At 70.6% G+C, this 13,569-nt stretch carries 17 protein-coding genes; 4 read left to right on the top strand and 13 right to left on the bottom strand.

What is annotated here, in order from left to right; genetic code table 11:
* Positions 1-14: 14 nt before the first annotated feature.
* From J2X36_RS07630 to miaB, 4 genes are read right to left on the bottom strand one after another with little or no spacing between them, the layout of a single operon-like run.
* On the bottom strand, positions 15-1,142 hold the full coding sequence (locus J2X36_RS07630) for a hemolysin family protein (protein WP_310347811.1): 1,128 nt from the start codon (positions 1,140-1,142) through the stop codon (positions 15-17).
* Between the two features lie 36 nt (positions 1,143-1,178).
* Positions 1,179-1,661: an rRNA maturation RNase YbeY gene (gene ybeY / locus J2X36_RS07625; protein ID WP_310347808.1), complete on the bottom strand. Its 483-nt coding sequence runs from the start codon at positions 1,659-1,661 to the stop codon at positions 1,179-1,181.
* A 2-nt stretch (positions 1,662-1,663) separates the two neighbouring features.
* Positions 1,664-2,773 carry a PhoH family protein gene (locus tag J2X36_RS07620; protein WP_310347805.1) on the bottom strand — a complete coding sequence of 370 codons (1,110 nt, stop codon included), beginning with the start codon at positions 2,771-2,773 and terminating at the stop codon, positions 1,664-1,666.
* 25 nt (positions 2,774-2,798) lie between these two features.
* Positions 2,799-4,136 (bottom strand): tRNA (N6-isopentenyl adenosine(37)-C2)-methylthiotransferase MiaB, encoded by a 1,338-nt coding sequence (miaB, locus tag J2X36_RS07615; RefSeq protein WP_310347801.1) that lies wholly within the window; start codon positions 4,134-4,136, stop codon positions 2,799-2,801.
* Positions 4,137-4,310: 174 nt separating this feature from the next.
* On the opposite strand from miaB, the gene J2X36_RS07610 reads away from it, so the two are divergent.
* The gene (locus tag J2X36_RS07610) at positions 4,311-5,240 is read left to right on the top strand and encodes a glutaminase (protein ID WP_132250331.1); all 930 of its coding nucleotides are present in this window, start codon (positions 4,311-4,313) and stop codon (positions 5,238-5,240) included.
* A 5-nt stretch (positions 5,241-5,245) separates the two neighbouring features.
* On the opposite strand, the gene J2X36_RS07605 is transcribed toward J2X36_RS07610, so the two are convergent.
* The gene (locus J2X36_RS07605; RefSeq protein ID WP_132250333.1) at positions 5,246-5,434 is read right to left on the bottom strand and encodes a DUF2735 domain-containing protein; all 189 of its coding nucleotides are present in this window, start codon (positions 5,432-5,434) and stop codon (positions 5,246-5,248) included.
* A 420-nt stretch (positions 5,435-5,854) separates the two neighbouring features.
* Here J2X36_RS07605 and J2X36_RS07600 point away from each other — a divergent pair, with 420 nt between their 5' ends.
* Complete coding sequence (locus J2X36_RS07600) at positions 5,855-6,895, top strand: glutamine synthetase beta-grasp domain-containing protein (protein ID WP_310347797.1); 1,041 nt, start codon at positions 5,855-5,857, stop codon at positions 6,893-6,895.
* Positions 6,896-6,979: 84 nt separating this feature from the next.
* Here J2X36_RS07600 and J2X36_RS07595 read toward each other — a convergent pair whose 3' ends face one another.
* From J2X36_RS07595 to J2X36_RS07580, 4 genes are all read right to left on the bottom strand, one after another.
* Positions 6,980-7,870: a lysophospholipid acyltransferase family protein gene (locus tag J2X36_RS07595; protein ID WP_310347795.1), complete on the bottom strand. Its 891-nt coding sequence runs from the start codon at positions 7,868-7,870 to the stop codon at positions 6,980-6,982.
* A gap of 22 nt (positions 7,871-7,892) precedes the next feature.
* On the bottom strand, positions 7,893-8,414 hold the full coding sequence (locus J2X36_RS07590) for a GNAT family N-acetyltransferase (RefSeq protein WP_132250339.1): 522 nt from the start codon (positions 8,412-8,414) through the stop codon (positions 7,893-7,895).
* On the bottom strand, positions 8,411-9,091 hold the full coding sequence (gene tsaB / locus J2X36_RS07585; RefSeq protein ID WP_310347790.1) for a tRNA (adenosine(37)-N6)-threonylcarbamoyltransferase complex dimerization subunit type 1 TsaB: 681 nt from the start codon (positions 9,089-9,091) through the stop codon (positions 8,411-8,413). The genes J2X36_RS07590 and tsaB overlap by 4 nt, the downstream gene beginning before the upstream one ends.
* A gap of 187 nt (positions 9,092-9,278) precedes the next feature.
* Positions 9,279-9,845, bottom strand: coding sequence for a NifU family protein (locus J2X36_RS07580; protein ID WP_132250343.1), 567 nt, complete (start codon positions 9,843-9,845; stop codon positions 9,279-9,281).
* 257 nt (positions 9,846-10,102) lie between these two features.
* On the opposite strand from J2X36_RS07580, the gene rplS reads away from it, so the two are divergent.
* Complete coding sequence (gene rplS / locus J2X36_RS07575) at positions 10,103-10,495, top strand: 50S ribosomal protein L19 (RefSeq protein WP_310347786.1); 393 nt, start codon at positions 10,103-10,105, stop codon at positions 10,493-10,495.
* Positions 10,496-10,723: 228 nt separating this feature from the next.
* Here the strand turns inward: rplS and J2X36_RS07570 are convergent, their stop codons facing one another.
* The 4 genes from J2X36_RS07570 to leuD all read right to left on the bottom strand — a co-directional run bounded on the left by J2X36_RS07570 (position 10,724) and on the right by leuD (position 13,186).
* On the bottom strand, positions 10,724-10,996 hold the full coding sequence (locus tag J2X36_RS07570) for a Txe/YoeB family addiction module toxin (protein ID WP_132250347.1): 273 nt from the start codon (positions 10,994-10,996) through the stop codon (positions 10,724-10,726).
* A complete protein-coding gene (locus J2X36_RS07565; protein ID WP_310347780.1) occupies positions 10,993-11,247 on the bottom strand; it encodes a type II toxin-antitoxin system prevent-host-death family antitoxin in 255 nt (84 codons plus the stop codon). The genes J2X36_RS07570 and J2X36_RS07565 overlap by 4 nt, the downstream gene beginning before the upstream one ends.
* Before the next feature lie 63 nt (positions 11,248-11,310).
* Positions 11,311-12,501 (bottom strand): lytic murein transglycosylase, encoded by a 1,191-nt coding sequence (locus J2X36_RS07560; protein WP_132250351.1) that lies wholly within the window; start codon positions 12,499-12,501, stop codon positions 11,311-11,313.
* Between the two features lie 82 nt (positions 12,502-12,583).
* Complete coding sequence (gene leuD, locus J2X36_RS07555; RefSeq protein ID WP_132250353.1) at positions 12,584-13,186, bottom strand: 3-isopropylmalate dehydratase small subunit; 603 nt, start codon at positions 13,184-13,186, stop codon at positions 12,584-12,586.
* Between the two features lie 159 nt (positions 13,187-13,345).
* Here leuD and J2X36_RS07550 point away from each other — a divergent pair, with 159 nt between their 5' ends.
* Positions 13,346-13,522: a hypothetical protein gene (locus J2X36_RS07550; protein ID WP_165937761.1), complete on the top strand. Its 177-nt coding sequence runs from the start codon at positions 13,346-13,348 to the stop codon at positions 13,520-13,522.
* Positions 13,523-13,569 lie beyond the last annotated feature (47 nt).

The following is a 13,569-nucleotide window of genomic DNA, read 5'->3' as shown; positions in this document are numbered from 1 at the left end:
CGCCTCGCCCGCGGTCACGAGCCGTGGGTCTCGACGCTCGGGGCGGGCTTCGGCGGCGGCAGGGCGAGGGGGACGACCGCCTCGATCTTGGCCGGCCCGCGCTGGAAGCGCAGGCGCTTGAGGCGGCGCGGGTCGGCGTCGAGCACCTCGAATTCGAGGTCGCCCGGCCCGGCGATCAATTCGCCGCGCGAGGGCACGCGACCCGCGAGCGTCACGATCATGCCGCCGATCGTGTCGATCTCCTCGGCCATCTCGCCGACGGCGGCGACGAGATCGACGCCGGTCGCCTCCGAGACCTCGGCGAGGCCGGCGCGGGCATCGGCGACGAAGACCTCCCCCTCGCCGTCGAGCCGCTGCACGAGCCGGCCCTCGGCCACGTCGTGCTCGTCCTCGATGTCGCCGACGACCATCTCGATCAGGTCCTCGATCGAGATCAGGCCGTCGGTGCCGCCGTACTCGTCGATGACGAGGGCCATGTGGGTGCGCGTCGCCTGCATCCGCACGAGCAGGTCGATCGCCGGCATCGAGGGCGGCACGAACAGGACCGGCCGCTGGATGCGCGTCGCCGCAAGCGTCGCGGAGAGGTCGACATGGGCGAGGTTGAGGGAGCGCAGCGCCCGCGCGCCGCCGTTGCGCCGGCCGCGGGGGGCGGGCTTCTCCTCGGCGACGACGGGCTCGGGAATCGCGGCGCCCGCCGCCGCGCGGCGCGTCCCGGCCTCGGCGCGGGCGGCGATATGGTCGACGAAGTCGCGGATGTGGACCATGCCGCGGGGGTCGTCGAGGGTCTCGCCGTAGACGGGCAGGCGCGAATGGCCGGCCGTGCGGAACAGCTTGAGCAGGTCGCCGAGGCTCGTCTCGATCGACACCGCGACGATGTCCGCCCGCGGGATCATCACGTCGTCGACGCGCACCTTGTGCAGGCCGAGCACGTTCTTGAGCATGGCCCGTTCGAGGGGCGAGAAGGCGTTCTCGCCGTTGTCGGGCTCGGACAGGGCGCCCTCGATGTCGTCGCGCAGGGAATCGCGCGGCTTCAAGTGCAGGGCCTGGAGCAGGCGGTCGTACCAGGGCTCGCGGGAGCCGGCCTCACCGTCCGCGGAGGGGAGCGCGGCCTGGGCCGCGCCGCGACTTCGATCGTTCGTCATGTCTCTCGGGTCTGGGATAGGCGCCGGGCGTCCGCCTCAATCGGCGTAGGGGTCGGGCACGCCGAGGGTGCGCAGGGCCGCCACTTCGAGGGCTTCCATCGAATCGGCCTCGGCCTCGCCGGTCTCATGGTCCTGGCCGAGAAGGTGCAGCGTGCCATGAACGAGCAGGTGCGCGAGATGATCGGCGAGCGGCTTCGACTGCTCGGCACTCTCGCGCAGCATCGTGTCATACGCAAGGACGACATCGCCGAGCGGCGCCGCCATCCCGGCGACGACGGGCTGCGGCGGGGCCGGGAAGGACAGGACGTTGGTGGGCTTGTCCTTGCCCCGCCAGGTCCGGTTGAGCGCCTGCACGGAGGCGTCGTCGGTCAGCAGCACGCTGATCTCGGCCGGCCCCGCGGGCGCCTCGGGTGCGGCGGCGTACCCCGCCTCGACCGCGCGGATCACCAGCGCCTCGAGGTCGGGCGAGACCCCTTCCCAGCGCGGATCCTCTACGGCGACGTCGATGTCGAGGGGCATGGTCAGGCGAGCGGCCGGCGGCGCGGGTTCGGGTTGCGGTCGGCCTCCGTCTCGCCGTGGGAGGCCCGCTCGTAGGCCGTGACGATGCGGCGGACGAGGTCGTGGCGGACCACGTCCACGTCCTTGAAGGTCACGCGGCCGATCCCCTCGACGCCGTCGAGGATCGAGACCGCCTCGACGAGGCCGGAGCGCTGGCCGGGCGGCAGGTCGATCTGGCTCGGATCGCCGGTGATGATCATGCGCGAATTCTCGCCGAGCCGCGTCAGGAACATCTTCATCTGCATCGAGGTCGTGTTCTGCGCCTCGTCGAGCAGCACCACGGCGTTCGTCAGCGTGCGCCCGCGCATGAAGGCGAGCGGCGCGATCTCGATCTGCCCGGTCTGCAGGCCGCGATCGACGTGGCGCGCCTCCATGAAGTCGTAGAGGGCGTCGTAGATCGGGCGCAGGTACGGGTCGACCTTCTCGCGCATGTCGCCGGGCAGGAAGCCGAGCCGCTCTCCGGCCTCGACCGCCGGGCGCGACAGGATCAGGCGCTCGACATGCCCCTGCTCCAGGAGCGAGACCGCGTGGCCGACGGCGAGCCAGGTCTTGCCGGTGCCGGCGGGCCCCTCCGCGAAGACGAGCTCGTTCGTGCGCAGGGCCTTGATGTAGGCGTCCTGCGCGGCGTTGCGGGCGCGCACGGCGCCCCGGCGGCGAGTGGCGATCTGCTCGAATTGCGGCCGGTCCGATTCGGCGGCGATCTCGGCCGTGGGGAAGAGGCTGCCCTGGACCGTCGCCTCCTGGATGGCGCCGTCGACGTCGCCGAGCGTCAGCGCGGTGCCGCCGCCCTGCACGCGGGCGTAGAGCCGCTCGAAGACGCGGCGCGCCCGCTCGGCCGCATCCGGCGCGCCCTTGACGACGAGGTGGTTGCCGAGCGCCGTCGCCGTCACGCCGAGGCGGCGCTCGATATGGGCGACGTTCTGGTCGTACTGGCCGAAGACGAGGCTCGCGAGGCGGTTGTCGTCGAAGGTCAGCGACACCTCGACCGTCTCCATGATCTCGCCGGGCCGGGAGGCGGGTCCGCGCCCGCGTAGGGCACCCCCACGGCCGGAGGCTCCGTCACTCGGGCTCACGCGGATGTCCTTCTGATCGCGGGTCTCACGCGGCGGCCGCTTCGGCCGGGATCTCGCCGAACAGGCTGTTGGCGCCGGCCTCGACGATGCGCACGGGCAGGATCGTGCCGATGCTGGCGGCGGGCGCATCGACCTGCACGGCAAGCATGTGCGGCGTCTTGCCGGCGACCTGACCCGGATGGCGGCCGGGCTTCTCGACGAGGATCTCGGTCGTCCGGCCCACCGCCGCGTTCTGGTAGGCGTGGCGCTGCCGGTCGAGGAGCGCCTGCAGCGCGGCGAGGCGCTCGCTCTTCACGGATTCCGGCACGGCGTCGGCACGCTCGGCCGCGGGTGTGCCGGGGCGCGGGCTGTACTTGAAGGAGAAGGCGCTCTCGAAGCCGATATCGGCCACGAGCCGCATCGTGTCCGCGAAATCCGCGTCGGTCTCGCCGGGGAACCCGACGATGAAATCGGAGGAGAGGGCGATGTCGGGCCGGCTCGCCCGGATTCGGTCGATCAGGCGGCGATACGCGTCGCCGGTGTGGCGCCGGTTCATCGCATCGAGCACCCGGTCCGAGCCCGATTGCACGGGCAGGTGCAGGTAGGGCATCAGGGCCGGGATCTCGGCATGCGCCCGGATCAGGTCCTCGCCCATGTCATTCGGGTGGCTCGTCGTGTAGCGGATGCGCGCGATGCCGGGGATCCCGGCCACCGCCCGCATCAGGTCGGCGAGGGTGGCGGGCTCACCGTCCGCACCGGCGCCGTGATAGGCGTTCACGTTCTGCCCGATCAGCGTGATCTCGCGCACGCCGCCCTCGGCGAGCGCCCGCGCCTCCGCGAGCACGGCCGGGACCGAGCGCGAGACCTCGGCCCCCCGGGTATAGGGCACGACGCAGAAGGCGCAGAACTTGTCGCAGCCCTCCTGCACGGTGAGGAAGGCGGAGACGCCCTTGTTCCGGCGGACGGGGAGGTGGTCGAACTTGTCCTCGACCGGAAACTCGGTGTCGACGACGCGCTTGCCCCGCGACTGCTCCAGAAGCTCCGGCAGGCGGTGGTAGCTCTGGGGGCCCACCACCACGTCGACGGCAGGGGCACGCGCGAGGATCTCGGCGCCCTCGGCCTGGGCGACGCAGCCCGCCACGACGATTCGGGTGTCGCGCCCCTCGGCCCGGCGCTCGCCCTTCAGCACGCGCAGGCGCCCGAGCTCCGAATAGACCTTCTCGGCGGCCTTCTCGCGGATGTGGCAGGTGTTGAGGATGACGACGTCCGCGTCCTCCACGGAATCCGTCGCCGCGTAGCCCTGCTGCCCGAGCACGTCCGCCATGCGGGCCGCGTCGTAGGCGTTCATCTGGCATCCGTAGGATCGGACGAAGGCTTTCTTCAACGATTCGGGTCCCGGACGGCGTGGTCTGCGGCCCCGTTCGCGCGTCGCGGAGGCCGGAATGGATCTTCGAGGGCGCGCGTCTACCACAGTTTTCGCCGATCGTCGCGCGGCCTGATGACCTCGGCGCTGGCGCCGGGCTTGCTTGCCGGCGAGGCCGCAACGACGAGGATGCCCGTGACCGAGCTTGAGCGTGCCGTGCAGGAGATCTCCGAGGAGATGCGGCAACGGCCGGACCGGGGCGAGGTGGCCACCTACATCCCGGAGCTGGCGCGGGTCGATCCGCAGGCCTTCGGCCTCGTCGTCATCGACGCGGACGGGAACGTGGCGGCGGGCGGCGACAGCGACGTCGCCTTCTCGATCCAGAGCATCTCGAAGGTGTTCACGCTCACCCTCGCCCTCGGCACGGTCGGCGACCGGCTGTGGCGGCGCGTCGGGCGCGAGCCCTCGGGCAGCCCGTTCAACTCGATCGTGCAGCTCGAGCGCGAGCGCGGCATCCCGCGCAATCCCTTCATCAACGCGGGCGCGATCGCGGTGACCGACGTGATCCTGTCGGGCCACCGGCCGCGGGAGGCGCTGGGCGAGATCCTGCGCTTCATGCAGTTCGTGGCCGACGACCCGTCGATCGCGATCGACGAGGCGGTGGCGGCCTCCGAGCAGCGCACGGGCTTCCGCAACAGCGCGCTGGCCAACTACATGAAGTCCTTCGGCGTGATCGAGAACCCGGTCGACTACACGCTCGGCGTCTACTTCCACCATTGCGCCATCGCGATGACCTGCCGCCAGCTCGCCAGAGCCGGGCGCTTCCTCGCCCATTCCGGACGCAACCCCGCGACCGGCCTCTCCGTGGTGCAGCCGGAGCGGGCGCGCCGCATCAACGCGATCATGCTGACCTGCGGCCATTACGACGGCTCGGGCGAATTCGCCTACCGCGTCGGCCTTCCCGGCAAGAGCGGGGTCGGCGGCGGCATCCTCGCGGTCGCGCCCGGCAAGGCGTCGATCGCGGTGTGGTCGCCGGGCCTCGACGCGGCCGGCAACTCGCATCTCGGCCGGATCGCGCTCGAGGCGCTGACCCGGCGGATGGGCTGGTCGATCTTCGGGGTCTAGGCGGCTCAGGGCTTGCGGGAGCGCTCGGCTTCCTGGATGGCCGCCTCGTGGTACCACGCGCCCGCGCCGGTCTCCACGACGGGGTAGGACGCCGCGCCGCCCTTCGGGCTGCCGGGCTGCCAGCCGGCCGCGACCCGGGGCCGGACGGGGAAGGGGTAGATCTTGGCCGTCTCGCGACGGGGGCTCGCTGTCATCGGACCGTATCTCCCTGTGACGCGACAACCTCGAACCGAGGCTCCGGTTCAAGATATCGGCGCTGCACAGTGTTTGCACGGCCTGCTTCCAGAAAAATCACGCTTTGCCAGTAATTTGCGCAGCCAAGCTATTGCCAATTCGCTCGGCATAGGCTCATGGCGCATTTTTGACCTGCATCCGATTCGTGCAGGAAGCCTGCCGACGAACGAGGCGTTCCGTCCGGCAGCCTGTTCGGTGAGCGCCACAGCCTTCGTTAACGGGCCTGCGGGCAGAAGCGCGGGTGCGGGCGGACGCCGCCGGAGGAGATGGCCACGGGACGGGGCTGGCATAATTCATGCTAACGAGGGCTCGGCCGGAGGCTGCGACAGATCGTCAGAATCAACGCAATAATCGCATGAGCAAGTGACGAGAGATCCCCAATGACGAAATTCAAACTCGAATATATCTGGCTCGACGGCTACACGCCGACCCCGAATCTGCGCGGCAAGACCCAGATCAAGGACTTCGACAGCTTCCCGGCGCTCGATCAGCTGCCGCTCTGGGGCTTCGACGGCAGCTCGACCAAGCAGGCCGAGGGTAGCTCGTCCGACTGCGTGCTCAAGCCCGTGCGCCATTTCCCCGACCCGGCCCGCAGCAACGGCGTGCTGGTGCTCTGCGAGGTCATGATGCCGGACGGCACGACCCCGCACCCGTCTAACAAGCGCGCCACCATCCTCGACGACGAGGGCGCGTGGTTCGGCTTCGAGCAGGAATACTTCTTCTACAAGAACGGCCGCCCGCTCGGCTTCCCCGAGACCGGCTTCCCGGCCCCGCAGGGTCCCTACTACACGGGCGTCGGCTACTCGAACGTGGGCTCGATCGCGCGCCAGATCGTCGAGGAGCACCTCGACCTCTGCCTCGCCGCGGGCATCAACCACGAGGGCATCAACGCCGAGGTGGCGAAGGGCCAGTGGGAGTTCCAGATCTTCGGCAAGGGCTCCAAGAAAGCCGCCGACGAGATGTGGATGGCGCGCTACCTGATGCAGCGCCTCTGCGAGAAGTACGAGATCGACATCGAGTACCATTGCAAGCCGCTCGGCGACACCGACTGGAACGGCTCGGGTATGCATTGCAACTTCTCGACCACGTTCATGCGCGAGGTCGGCGGCAAGGCGTATTTCGAGGCGCTGATGGCCGCCTTCGACAAGAACATCGAGGAGCACATCGCGGTCTACGGACCGGACAACCACATGCGCCTGACCGGCAAGCACGAGACCGCGCCCTGGAACAAGTTCAGCTACGGCGTGGCCGATCGCGGCGCCTCGATCCGCGTGCCGCACAGTTTCGTCAAGAACGACTACAAGGGCTACCTTGAGGATCGCCGCCCGAACTCCATGGGCGACCCCTACCAGATCGCCTCGCAGGTCCTGAAGACGATCGCGTCGGTGCCGACCGACACCGCCTCGAAGGCGGCGGCCTGATCGAAAAGACGGGGCGCGGGCCGCGAAGGCCGCGCCCTCACGTCCGGAACGGGCCGTCGCCGCGAGGTGGCGGCCCGTTCCCGTTCAGGCGGCGGGCAGGTCCGCCGCCTCGAAATCCGGCGGGGCTGCCGCTCGCGAGCCCGATGGCGCGCGCTCCCCGCGCGGCGGCGCCGCCTCCGGCCGCCCGGTCACGGCCCGACGCAGGGCGGCGCGAACCTCGGCCTCCGCGAGCGCCGTCGCGGCCTTGCGGTCGGTGCCGGCCTCGAAGGCGATCGGTGCGCCCCAGACCACGTGCACGTCGATCGGGCCGCGGCGCACGAACCGGGCGAGGTGGGGCGCGAGGTCCATGTCGCCGTACCACGCCACTTCCGGCCGCTCCTTCCGGTCGAGCGGCAGGCCGTTCCGGCGCGGGTACGTGATGGCCAGCGGCTGCAGGCGGATCCGGTCGAGCCGCGCGCCCTCGGCCTGGATCGCGGCGCGGGCGGCGCCGACGAGGGAGGAGCGAAAGGGCAGGATGCGGTTGCCGTCACCCGTCGTGCCCTCGGCAAACAGCACGATGAGGTCGCCCGCGGCGAGGCGCGTGCCCACCGTCGCGTTGACGCTCGCGGTGGCCGCGCGCCGAGCCCGGTCGATGAAGACGGTGCGCTGCAGGCGCGCGAAGGTGCCGATCAGGGGCCAGCCCGCGATCTCGGATTTCGCCACGAAGGAGAGCGGCCGGAGCGAGCCGAGGGCCACGATGTCGAGCCACGAGATGTGGTTCGACAGGACGAGGGCGGGCTCTCCGGCGGCCGGCGGCGTGCCGCTCTGCGTCACGCGGATTCCGAACATGCGCAGGGCGACCCGGTGGAACAGGGCCGGCGCATGGGCCGCGACGCGGCCGCGCCCGAAGCGCAGGCTCAGCCAGTGCGGGCCGATCAGCACCAGGAAGGCGAGGGCGCAGACGGCGAGCCGCAGGGCCGTGAGGAGGCCGGTCATCGCCCGGCGCGCGCGGGCCCGCTCACGCCAGCGTCGCGCGCATGGTGAGCGCGGTCGTCCGGCTGCCATCGGCGCGGGTGTAGTAGCCGGTGCGCTCGCCGACCTGCGTGAAGCCCTGGCGCGCGTAGAGGCGCAAAGCCGGGCCGTTGCCCTCGTCCACCTCGAGATGCACGTGGCGCACGCCCGCATGGGCGAGATGCGTCAGGTGCTCGCGCAGGAGCCGGCGGCTCAGCCCACCGCCGCGGGCGGAGGGGGCGAGCACCAGGGTGAGGATCTCGGCCTCGTCCGCGACCCGGCGGGAGAGGATGAAGCCCTGCACCGCGCCCGCCCGCCAGAGGGCATGCGCCTCGGTCGAGCGCTCGCACAGCATCCGCTCGAATTCGTGCGCGTCCCAGGGGCGGGCGAAGGCGGTGGCGTGGATGCGGGCGAGCGTCCGGGCCTGCCCGGAATCGCGCAAGGGGGCGACGTAGGGCTCGGGGCCCCAGGCATCCCACCAGGCGAGCCACCATTCGAGGGGCCAGAACGGGGAGACCGGGCGCGTCATCGGCGGGCGAGCCTCGCATGATCCTGCGGCTGGGCGTCGGCGCCGCGCAGGTAGAGGGGCCGGGCGAGCGCCTGGGCCGGATCGGCGAGCAGGCCGAGGGAGGCGACCCAGGCGATCTCGGGCGGGTGGGTGCCGGCGATCTCCGCCGCGACGCCGCGGGCCTTCGCGGCGGCGGCGAGGGCGGGCGCGCCGGAGCCGACGAGGGTGAGGGGACCATCGCCGAGAAGGTCCAGCGCCGCCTCGACGGGGAGGTGGCTCGGCGGCACGACGATGCCCTCGCCGACGCTCATCGCCTGGAGGTAGACGGCGCCGTGGCGGGCATCGATCGCGGCCGCGATCAGCCCGTCGCCGTTGAGCGCCAGGAGCGGCGCGAGCAGGGCCGAGAGGGTGGTGACGCCGACGACCGGGATGCCCGCGGCGAGGCCCACGGCCCGGGCCGCCGAGAGCCCGACGCGCAGGCCCGTGTAGCTGCCCGGCCCGACCGTGACCGCCACCCGGTCGAGGCTCTCGAAGCCGCCCTCGACCCGCGACATCACCCGCTCGACGAGGGGCAGCAGCGCCTCAGCGTGCCCGCGGGACAGCACCATGCTCTCCTCGGCCAGAAGATCGTCCGACGCGTCCGTCGCGACGCAGGCTGAGCAGGCGTCGAGCGCCGTGTCGATGGCCAGGATACGCACGCTCACTCCAGCTGCCGCCGGCGACGGGCCGGGCGGTCGTTCCCTCGATGGCGCACGCGCTGCGGGCGCGCAGGGAATGGTATGGCAAAAGGGCCGCCCCGTCAGCGCGGCGCGGCCCCCGAGGCGTCAGGCGGGCGGCGAGTGTTGCCGACTTGCGTCGCCCCGGGCTCGCGGCGGCCCAGGGCGGTCAGACCGCCTGGACCTCGCGGACGTCCGGCAGGAAGTGGCGGAACAGGTTCTGCACGCCGTGCCGGAGCGTCGCGGTGGAGGAGGGGCAGCCCGAGCAGGCGCCCTTCATCTCGAGGTAGACGACGCCCTCCTTGTAGCCGCGGAAGGTGATGTCGCCGCCATCGCCCGCCACGGCCGGCCGGACGCGGGTCTCGAGCAGGTCCTTGATCGTCGCGACCGTATCGGCATCGGCCTCGTCGAAGAACTCCTCCGTGTCCGCCTCGGCGGCGGAGGCACCCTCGGCGAGGACCGGAGCGCCCGACTGGAAATGCTCCATGATCGCGCCGAGCACGGCGGGCTTCACCTGGGGCCAGCCGTCGCCGCCTTCGGCCTTGGTGACCGAGATGAAATCGTGGCCGAAATAGACGCCGGTCACGCCCGGCACGTCGAACAGGCGCTGGGCCAGCGGAGAGCGGGCGGCGGCCTCGGCATCGCGCGCCTCGAAGGTCGATTCCGGCAGCACGACGCGGCCGGGCAGGAATTTCAGGGTGGCCGGGTTCGGGGTGGCTTCGGTCTGGATGAACATGGCTTGGCTGGATCCTCGTCCTCTGCGCCGGTTCAAGGCCGGCCGGGAACGGCGCGCGGGGGCGCCCCGTCCCATGTGGACCGCCGGGCGGATTTTCTCAACGGGTCCACCCGGCGGCGGCGGGCCGAAAACTGCGCAGGGGCAATCGACAAGCGGGCCGGGTTCGTGTAGGGGCAGCGCCAACTCACAACAGGATGCCGAAATCCTGACGCTCGATTCCCGTCTCGGGGCGCGGGCGCAACGGCCGGAGCTTTGCCATGAACATCATCCAGCAGCTTGAGCAGGAAGAGGTCGCTCGTCTTGCCAAGACGATCCCCGATTTCGAGCCGGGCGACACCGTCATCGTCAACGTCCGCGTGAAGGAAGGCGACCGCACCCGCGTGCAGGCCTACGAGGGCGTCTGCATCGCGCGCTCCGGCGGCGGCCTCAACGAGAGCTTCACCGTCCGCAAGATCTCCTACGGCGAGGGCGTCGAGCGCGTCTTCCCCGTGCATTCCCCGATGATCGACTCGATCAAGGTGGCCCGCCGCGGCAAGGTCCGCCGCGCCAAGCTCTACTACCTGCGCGACCGCCGCGGTAAGTCGGCCCGCATTGTCGAGCGGAACGATCGCCCCGCCAAGGCCGAGAAGGCCCCCGCCGCCGCGGAGTGACCCTTTTTGCGAAGCCGGAGTCCGATGGGGCACCGTCTTCGCCCGCTCGTGAGAACCCGCCCCGACAGCGTCGCGGCGGGTTTTTTCTTTGCCCGATCCGGCGGCGCAATCCTGAAGGCCCGATGCGGCCGGTTCGGGACCGGGATACCGCACTCGCGCGCCGTCATGCATCAATCGGCAGCGTGCAGCATCGGCCACCCGGCCGGCGTCGATCGCGCTTCAGAGAACCTATTGTTCGTAGTGCCGCCGACACTGCGCAATTTCGAGTGCCTGCTCGGCTCCCTTTCCGCTGACCCGGTACACGAGCCGGTGCTCGCCGTTGATCCGGCGTGACCAGAAGCCCTTAAGATTGCCGCGTAGAGGCTCGGGCTTGCCCATCCCGGCAAAGGGCGTGCGCATCGTCTCCTTGATGAGATCGTTGATCCGGCGCAGCACCACCGCGTCACTCGTTTGCCAGGACAGGTAGTCCTCCCAGGCGTGATCCGACCAGATCAGCCTCACTCCTCGATCAAGCCGCGTTCGTGTCCCTCGGAGCCATCGAGTTGCGCGATCGATTCCTGCAAGCGGCGCGCATTCGCGAGCGTCCCGAGAAGATGCAGCGTCTCGTGCAGGCTTTCCCACTCGGCGAGCGGGAGGATCACCATGTCGGCATGATTCTGGCGGGTCACCACCAGTTCGGAGCGGTCGTGCTCGACCCTGTCGAGGTGGCTGGCGAGGTTACGGCGCAACTCGGTGAAGCTGACATGCGACATGACCAACATCCGATCTGTACAGGATAATGTACATAATTCGAATCGGACCAGTCCGCAACGGCCTCACCCCCGCCGCAACGCTTCCAGCACCTTCGCGCCCGGCCGGCCCGTGCGCGGCATGCCGAGCTGAGCCTCGATCTCCTTGATCGCCTCGCGGGTCTTGGCGCCGACCTTTCCGTCCGGCTCGCCGACGTCGTAGCCGCGGCGGGCGAGGCGGGCCTGGAGATCGCGGCGCTCGGCGCGCGACAGCGGCGGGTCGTCGGTCGGCCATTCGGCCTGGATGCCGGGACGGCCGCGCAGGCGGTCCGACAGGACGGCGATGGCGAGCCCATAGGATTCGGCGGCGTTGTAGGAGTAGATCGCGTCGAAATTCCTCGTCACGAGGAAGGCCGGGCCGTCCGCGCCGGCCGGCGCCAGGATGCCCACCGGCCCCTCCGCCGCCAGGGGGCGCCCGTCGATGCGGGTGACGCCGAGGCTCGCCCAATGCGCCACCGGCTTCTTGTTCTTGCGGCCGGCGGCGGCCGTGTTGAAGCCGCGCGGCAGGCGGACCTCATAGCCCCAGCCATGCCCGTTCGACCACTTGGCGACGCGCAGGAAGTTCGCGGTGGAGCCCACCGCGTCGGCGGCCGAATCGACCACGTCGCGGCGCCCGTCTCCGTCGAGGTCGACCGCGAGGCGCTGGTAGGTCGAGGGCATGAACTGGGTCTGGCCGAAGGCGCCGGCCCAGGATCCGTAGAGGCGCGAGGCGTCGATGTCGCCCCGCTCGATGATCTTCAGGGTGGCGATCAACTCGCCCCGGAAGAAGTCGCGGCGGCGATTGCTCGAGCAGGCCAGCGTCGCCAGCGACTGCACGAGCGGCATCTTGCCGAGGTTCTTGCCGAAATTCGATTCGACGCCCCAGACCGCCGCGATCGTGTAGCGGTCGACGCCGTACTTGGCCTCCGCGGCGGCGAGCGCCTGCGCGTGCTGGCGCATCGCGGCCTTGCCGTCGTCGACCCGCTCGTCGTCGACGAGGGCCGCCATGTAGTCCCAGATCGGCGTCTTGAACTCGGGCTGCGCCTGCGAGAGCTCGATCACCTTGTCGTCGTAGCTGATGCCGCTCGTCGCCGCCCGGAACGTCTGGGCCGAGACACCCGCGCCGGCCGCCTGCGCCTGGATGCCGGCGAGGCACGACTGGAAGTCGGCGCGGGCGCTCCCCGTCGCCGCGAGGCTCGCGAGGCAGAGGAGGGCGGTGGTCTTCGCGCGCGACGTCATGGGGCGTCTCCTGGGGAATCCGAGCGATTCCCCATCTTTAAGGCGCCCTGATGGTAAACGAACCGTGACGACGGTCCGGTGATCAGGCCCAGCCGCGCTCCGCGAGCCGCGCCTCGAAGGCGTCGATCTTCGGCGCGCGCTCCAGCGTCAGGCCGATCTCGTCGAGCCCGTTCAGCAGGTTGTGCTTGCGGCCCTCGTCGATGTCGAAATGCAGCGTGCCGCCGTCCGGCCCCTTGATGGTCTGCGCGGCGAGATCGACGGTCAGCGTCGCGTTGGCGCCCCGCTCGGCATCCTCGAACAGCTTCTCCAGATCCTCCGGCGAGACCACGATCGCCAGGATGCCGTTCTTGGCGCAGTTGTTGAAGAAGATGTCGGCGAAGCTCGTCGAGATCACGCAGCGGATGCCGAAATCGGCGAGCGCCCAGGGCGCGTGCTCGCGCGACGAGCCGCAGCCGAAATTGTCGCCGACGACGAGGATCCTGGCGTTGCGATAGGCCGGCTGGTTGAGCACGAAATCCGGGTTCTCGGAGCCATCGTCGTGGTAGCGCATCTCCGAGAACAGGCCCTTGCCGAGTCCCGTGCGCTTGATGGTCTTCAGGTACTGCTTCGGAATGATGCGGTCGGTGTCGACGTTGATGATCCGCATGGGCGCCGCGACGCCCTCCAGGGTGGTGAACTTGTCCATGGTCGGTGCCGTGAGGATGGGGCCGGGTTCCCGCGAACCGGCGCGATGCCGGGGTTCTAGCAGCCGCCGGAAAGGTCTCAAAGCCTCGCCAGCGCGTCTCGCCGATGTCGTGCGCGCAGCCTATGGTGCCACCGGTACGGTCCGACGAGGCGAGGCGGGATGAGTGAGCCGAGCAATACCTTCAAGAAGGCGCCCAAGCGCAAGCCGATGCGCGGCAAGAGCGTGGCCGTCTCGCCCGAGATGCGGGAGGCCTACGCGAAGATGATTCAGGAGCGGGAGCAGAAGGAGGAGACCTACGGCCGGCACCTGCCGCAGGATCCGCCGAAGGGCCGTTAGCCCGTCACGTTAGCCCGCCACGTTAGCCCGTGATGGGCGAGCCCCTC

This window comes from Methylobacterium sp. BE186, from assembly GCF_031457035.1.
In the GTDB taxonomy this organism is placed as follows: Bacteria; Pseudomonadota; Alphaproteobacteria; order Rhizobiales; family Beijerinckiaceae; genus Methylobacterium; species Methylobacterium segetis.
The sequence above is the reverse complement of the archived record's forward strand: the minus strand, read 5'-3'. Positions and strand labels throughout refer to the sequence as shown.